Genomic DNA, 6,412 nt, shown 5'->3' on the forward strand with positions numbered 1-6,412 from the left:
AAAGAGTGTAAGGAAGGCGAGAAAATGAATGCGGAAATTATAGCAGTCGGAACTGAACTACTTATGGGTCAAATTGTAAATACGAATAGCGCGTATTTAGCTCAAGAATTGGCGAAAAATTCGATTCCAACATACTATCAACAAGTAGTTGGCGATAATGAAGAAAGAATGTATGAAGCGATTGAATTGGCTGCTTCAAGAAGTGATTTGATTATTCTCTCTGGCGGTCTGGGGCCAACAACAGATGATATCACCAAACAAGTATTGGCTCGCTTTTTAGAAGTGCCACTAGTTGAAGATGAAAAAGCTCTTCAAAAAGTGATTGATTATCATGTGCGTTCTCATCGGGATATGAGTGAAAATAATCGTAGACAGGCATTAGCCTTTGAAGGCGGAACGGTTTTTAAAAATCATAATGGACTTGCAGTAGGGTGCGGTTTTGAAAAAGATGGTCGTCAATTCATTGTTTTACCTGGACCACCAAATGAATTGAAAATGATGATGCAGAAGGAAATATTACCTTTCTTACGTAAGAAAGTGGGCAAAGTGGATTTATTCGAATCGCGTTATTTACGCTTCTTTGGAATTGGAGAGTCTCGCTTAGTGACTATCTTAGAAGATTTAATCGAAGAACAAACAAATCCAACGATTGCGCCATATGCTAGTAAATTCGAAGTGATGCTTCGTTTAACGGCTAATGGAAAAACAGAAGAAGAGTGTACCGAGCTTCTTGATGGTATGGAATTACTCATCCAATCTCAAGTAGGGGAATACTTCTATGGATACGGGGACCACAATACATTACAAGAAGTCACTGTTGATTTACTAAAAGAATCAGGTCTTACGATTGCTTGCGCTGAAAGTTTAACGGGTGGATTGTTTGCAGCAAGTGTCGTGGCATTCGAAGGAAGCTCCTCTTACTTCCAAGGCGGCACAGTCGCTTATCAAAGAGAATCTAAAGAAACGCAACTAGGAATTGATAGCACCTTGCTCAATCAATACGGTATGGTCAGTGCAGAATGTGCTAAAGCCATGGCTGAGCAAGCAAGACTTCATTATCAAAGTGATTTAGGAATTTCATTTACGGGAGTCGCAGGGCCAAGTGAAATGGAAGGAAAAGAAGTTGGTACGATTTTCGTCGCATTAGCTTCTCAAACAAACGTTGAAGTTCTTGAATTACACCTTGCGCGTAATCGTAACGATAATCGTGAATTCGCGGTACAACATGGATGGAATTTACTCAGAAAATATTTATTAAAACATGTTCGAACAAGATAAGAACAAATGTTCGCATATTGCTTGCGCATAGAATAGAACATAGTGTACAATATGTTTGACTTAAAATTCGTGGAGGAATTAAAACATGGCAGAAAATGAAAATCGTCAAAGAGCATTGGAAGATGCGCTAAAGAAAATTGAAAAGAGCTACGGTAAAGGTGCCGTAATGAAATTAGGAGAAAAAGTAGATACACAAATTCAAACAGTATCTTCAGGGTCTCTTGCATTAGATATCGCATTAGGCGTAGGTGGATTCCCACGTGGACGTATCATCGAAGTATACGGACCAGAATCTTCAGGTAAAACAACTGTTGCACTTCATGCTGTTGCAGAAGTGCAAAAACGTGGTGGAGTAGCAGCGTTTATCGATGCTGAGCATGCTCTAGATCCAGAATACGCAAAAGCTTTAGGCGTAAACATTGATGAATTATTATTATCTCAACCAGATACAGGGGAACAAGGATTAGGAATTGCAGATGCGTTAGTATCATCAGGAGCGGTTGACATTGTGATCGTTGACTCAGTTGCTGCTTTAGTTCCACGTGCTGAAATCGATGGCGACATGGGACAATCTCACGTAGGGCTTCAAGCTCGTTTAATGTCTCAAGCATTACGTAAATTATCAGGTTCCATTAACAAAACAAAAACAATCGCAATCTTTATCAACCAAATTCGTGAAAAAGTGGGCGTTATGTTCGGAAATCCTGAAACAACACCTGGTGGACGCGCCTTGAAATTCTACGCGACAGTTCGTTTAGAAGTACGTCGTGCAGACCAAATTAAACAAGGCACTGAAATTTTAGGGAACCAAACTAAAATTAAAGTTGTTAAAAATAAAGTGGCTCCACCATTTAAAACAGCTGTTGTGGATATCATGTATGGAGAAGGAATTTCTCAACTTGGGGAATTACTCGACATGGCAGCAGACCTCGACTTCGTGAAGAAGAGCGGTGCATGGTACGCTTATAACGACGAGAAGATTGGACAAGGTCGTGAGAATGCAAAAGCATACTTGGCAGACCATCCAGAAGTCGTTGCCGACTTGAACCAAAAAGTTCGTGCTCACTATGGCATTGGAGTAGCAGCTCCTGTTGAAGTGGAAGAAGAAGGACAAACAAGTTTATTAGACTAATCAAATCAATAGAAAGAATCGAGCTAAATGGCTTGGTTCTTTTTTTGCAAAGTTTAGTAACTGCTTAAGGGTTCATAAGAATGCTAGCAATTTACTTTAAAATAATGTACTCTTATGGTTGGTATAATTTAAGAAAGAGGATTTATCAATATATGTTTAAAAGAAAGCCTTATGTAGGCCTAAGTGATAAAATTCGAAATCAAAAAAATTCGCAACAAATTCTCTTGGAAAGTTCATCTTGGTTAACGATTGGGAATATCGTCTCAAGATTACTTGGAGCGCTTTACATCATTCCTTGGGGAATATGGATGGGTGCCGACCGAGATAATGCGAACTACTTATATTTTATCGCCTATAATATTTATGCATTAGTATTACAAATATCAACAGCTGGGATTCCAGTTGCGATTTCTAAAATCGTAGCGGATAACCAAGCGAGAAGAGATTATAAAACGAGCTGGCGATTGTTTAAAGGAACGATGCTCTTTATGACGTTCTTAGGGTTTGTCTTTGCAGCGGGAATGTATTTTGCAGCGCCGCTATTTGCCAAAGGGGTGACTCCAGAAGAAGTTGCTGACAGCATTATGGTCATCCGTTCGTTAACGCCTGCAGTACTCATTATTCCACCGCTTAGCTTAATGCGTGGATACTATCAAGGATATAATGAGATGGCTGCTTCTGCGAAATCTCAATTATGGGAACAAGTAGTTCGTATCTTATATATGTTAGGACTAACGTATTTTGTGATGCGTGTCGTTTCTGGCGGATATGTTCTTGCAGTAGCCCATTCAACCTTTGCTGCCTTTGTCGGTGCGGTCATCGCGTTCTTATATTTAGCGTATAAGATGTTCCGTGATCATAAAGGGATGATGGAATTAATGGAAGAAGGGCGCCCTGAACGTCCATTAAGTTTCTGGAAAATTATTTTTGAAGTGATGCGTGAAGCCCTACCTTTCGTATTAGTCACTTCAAGTATTCAAATCATCAGTTTGATTGACCAAGAAACCTTCCAACGTTTTGTGCCAATCTTTACGACTTACTCTTTTGAAGAAGGAAAAGAACTCATCACCTTATTTGGATTTAATGCGAATAAAATTATTATGATTGTCATTTCGCTAGCGATGAGTATCTCAACAGCGGCACTGCCACTGCTTGCGGCTCATTATTCTGTGAATGACCGTGAAGAAGTCAAACGCGTCATAGCGAATAACCTTGGATTATTTGCGTATATTATGATTCCAGCTTCTGTCGGTATGGCGATTGTATCTGAACCAATTTATAATGTGTTTTATTCACCAGACCCGACTGGAACGTATTTACTAATCGTCTCATGTGTCATGTGTGTGTTCTTAGGATTATTTGTAACGTTCACATACATCTTACAATCGATGGAACAACATATCATCGCAATTAAAGCTTTAGGATTTACAGTGATTATAAAATTGCTATGGCAACCAATGATGATGTACTTTCTTGGTGGAGCAGGTCCGTTAATTGCAAGTTCGGTTGCGTTCTTCGCGGCTACACTGTATATGTGTCGTCACGTTCTTCGATTGACTCGATTCGATTTGAATTATGTGTTGAAGAAATTTTGTCAAGTGCTTCTTGTGTCTTTTGCAATGGCTGTGACTTCTGCGATCACATTATTTGCAATTAAACAGGTCATGCCAATTGGTGGTAAAGTACGTGCTTTAATTGCAGTTGCTGTAGTTGGTCTTGTCGGAGTAACGACATACGGGCTGATTACCTTGAAAAATCGATTAGCAGATGAAATGCTTGGTGCTCGTGTCGGTAGCATTCGTCGAAAACTGAGGATGAAATAATGAGAATAGATAAATGTTTAGCAGATTGTGGCCTTGGAACTCGTTCCGAGGTCAAATCTTTATTAAAGGCTAAAAGAATTACCGTTAATGGGAAAGTTGTAACGAATGGGAAAATTCAAGTAAATCCCGAAACGGATGAGATTTTATTCGATGGCGAAAAGATTCAGTATGAAGAATTCGTCTATATTATGATGAATAAACCTAAAGGAGTCGTCAGTGCCACAGAAGATAATCTTCATAAGACGGTTCTAGATTTAATCAATCCGCTCTATTTTAAAAAAGGAGTCTTTCCAGTTGGTCGTTTGGATATCGATACACATGGTTTATTGCTTCTTACAAATGATGGAGAGTTGGCGCACCGTCTTCTTTCGCCGAAGAAACACGTCACAAAGATTTATCAAGCAAGAGTTGAAGGAGTGATGACTCCTGAAGATGCAACTGCTTTTGAAAAGGGAATTGTGTTATCGGATGGAACCGAGTGTATGCCGGCACAGCTTGATATTCTTTGGACATCTCAGGATGAGTCGGTTGTTCAGATTCATCTAAAAGAAGGAAAATTTCATCAGGTGAAACGAATGGTAAAAGCTTGTGGGAAAAACGTTGTAGACTTGCAGCGACTAACGATGGGGATACTCAATCTAGATGAGAGTCTCGCGTTAGGAGAGAGCAGACCATTAACCGAAGAGGAACTACAATCATTAATGAACAATGAATAACGAAAGCTTAGGAGAAATCCTAAGCTTTTATTTGTTTTAGAAAGTGTTTAACCGCTTTTCATCGCTTTGTAAAAATGGTAAGATAAGACTATTGAATCTACTTGATAGAGATTGGAGCGATTGGATGACAATTGATTGGAAAAAAGAAGTAGAACTTCGTAAAGAAGATTTATTAAAAGATTTATTTACATTATTACGTATTGACAGTGTACGTGATGATTCAAAAGCGACAGAGGAAGCGCCTGTAGGTCCTGGTCCTAAAGAAGCACTAGAAGCTTTCTTGGCAATCGGTGAACGTGATGGTTTTACAACAAAACAAGTTGGTAACTTAGCGGGGCATATCGAATTTGCACCAAATCCAGACTTTAAAGAAACACTTGGAGTTTTAGGTCATGTGGACGTTGTTCCAGTTGGGACAGGCTGGGATACAGATCCGTTTGAACCACAAATTATAAATGATCGTATTTATGCACGTGGATCAAGTGATGATAAAGGACCAAGTATGGCAGCTTACTACGCGCTAAAAATCATTAAGGAATTAGGATTACCAGTTTCTAGACGTGTTCGTTTCATTATTGGGACAGACGAAGAATCCGGTTGGAAATGTATGGACCGTTACTTCCAAACAGAAGAAATGCCAGACTTTGGTTTTTCGCCAGATGCAACATTTCCAATTATTAACGGGGAAAAAGGAATTCTGTCATTACACTATGATATTCCAGGTGAAGCATCCGAAGGGGATTACCAATTATTAAGCTTCGATGCAGGCTTACGTGAAAACATGGTTCCTCAAGATGCGCATGCGGAAATTATTGTTCCAAATGCAGAAGAGTTAGTGGACCGTTTCAACAAATATTTAGTAGTAAATCCAGTAGAAGGTTCTGCTAAAGTTGTAGATGGAAAAGTAGTTCTTGATGTGGTTGGTAAATCAGCACACGGATCTACTCCAGATAAAGGAATCAACGCAGGTACACACTTAGCGAAATTCTTAAACCAATTCAACTTCAAAGGCAACGCGAAGAAATATTTAGCATTTGCTGCTGAAGTATTACATGAAGATACAGAAGGTAAAAACTTAAAAGTAGCTTTTAACCATGAAGTGATGGGACCATTAACAGCTAATGCCGGAATCTTCACTTATACCCCAGAATTAGGTGGGGTAGCCGTAGTAAACTTCCGTTATCCATTAGGGGTCACTGCTGAAGGCCTTGAAATTAAGACAGAAGTAGTTGCTTCAGGATATGGTTTCACGGTTGCTCACGGTAAAGCACAAGTTCCTCACTATGTTTCTCCAGAAGATGAGTTAGTGTCAACATTATTAGATGTATATCACCGTCAAACAGGATTACCTGCACATGAACAATCCATCGGTGGTGGAACATATGGACGTATCTTCGAACGTGGTGTTGCGTATGGTGCGCTATTCCCAGACTCAATCGATACAATGCACCAAGCAAATGAAT

General features: G+C 39.5%; 5 protein-coding genes. All 5 read left to right on the top strand.

Annotation, left to right across the window (positions count from 1 at the left end; all coding sequences use genetic code 11):
• Positions 1-24 precede the first annotated feature (24 nt).
• Entirely contained in the window at positions 25-1,278 is a 1,254-nt protein-coding gene (locus tag ACO5V7_RS02990; protein ID WP_485484987.1) for a competence/damage-inducible protein A, read from the top strand.
• Positions 1,279-1,363: 85 nt separating this feature from the next.
• Entirely contained in the window at positions 1,364-2,410 is a 1,047-nt protein-coding gene (gene recA, locus ACO5V7_RS02995) for a recombinase RecA (RefSeq protein ID WP_048712013.1), read from the top strand.
• 152 nt (positions 2,411-2,562) lie between these two features.
• Positions 2,563-4,233, top strand: a complete 1,671-nt coding sequence (locus ACO5V7_RS03000) for a putative polysaccharide biosynthesis protein (RefSeq protein WP_485484988.1) — start codon at positions 2,563-2,565, stop codon at positions 4,231-4,233.
• Entirely contained in the window at positions 4,233-4,949 is a 717-nt protein-coding gene (locus ACO5V7_RS03005; protein ID WP_485484989.1) for a pseudouridine synthase, read from the top strand. Before ACO5V7_RS03000 ends, ACO5V7_RS03005 begins: the two co-directional genes overlap by 1 nt.
• Before the next feature lie 124 nt (positions 4,950-5,073).
• Positions 5,074-6,412 (top strand): dipeptidase PepV (gene pepV, locus ACO5V7_RS03010; protein ID WP_485484990.1); only part of this gene is annotated, 1,339 nt, incomplete at its 3' end.

The organism is Granulicatella sp., assembly GCF_057274575.1.

Coding starts and splice junctions, on each gene's coding strand:
- recA (WP_048712013.1), top strand. CDS start 1,364: ATGGCAGAAAATGAAAATCGTCAAAGAGCATTGGAAGATGCGCTAAAG.
- ACO5V7_RS03000 (WP_485484988.1), top strand. CDS start 2,563: ATGTTTAAAAGAAAGCCTTATGTAGGCCTAAGTGATAAAATTCGAAAT.
- ACO5V7_RS03005 (WP_485484989.1), top strand. CDS start 4,233: ATGAGAATAGATAAATGTTTAGCAGATTGTGGCCTTGGAACTCGTTCC.
- ACO5V7_RS02990 (WP_485484987.1), top strand. CDS start 25: ATGAATGCGGAAATTATAGCAGTCGGAACTGAACTACTTATGGGTCAA.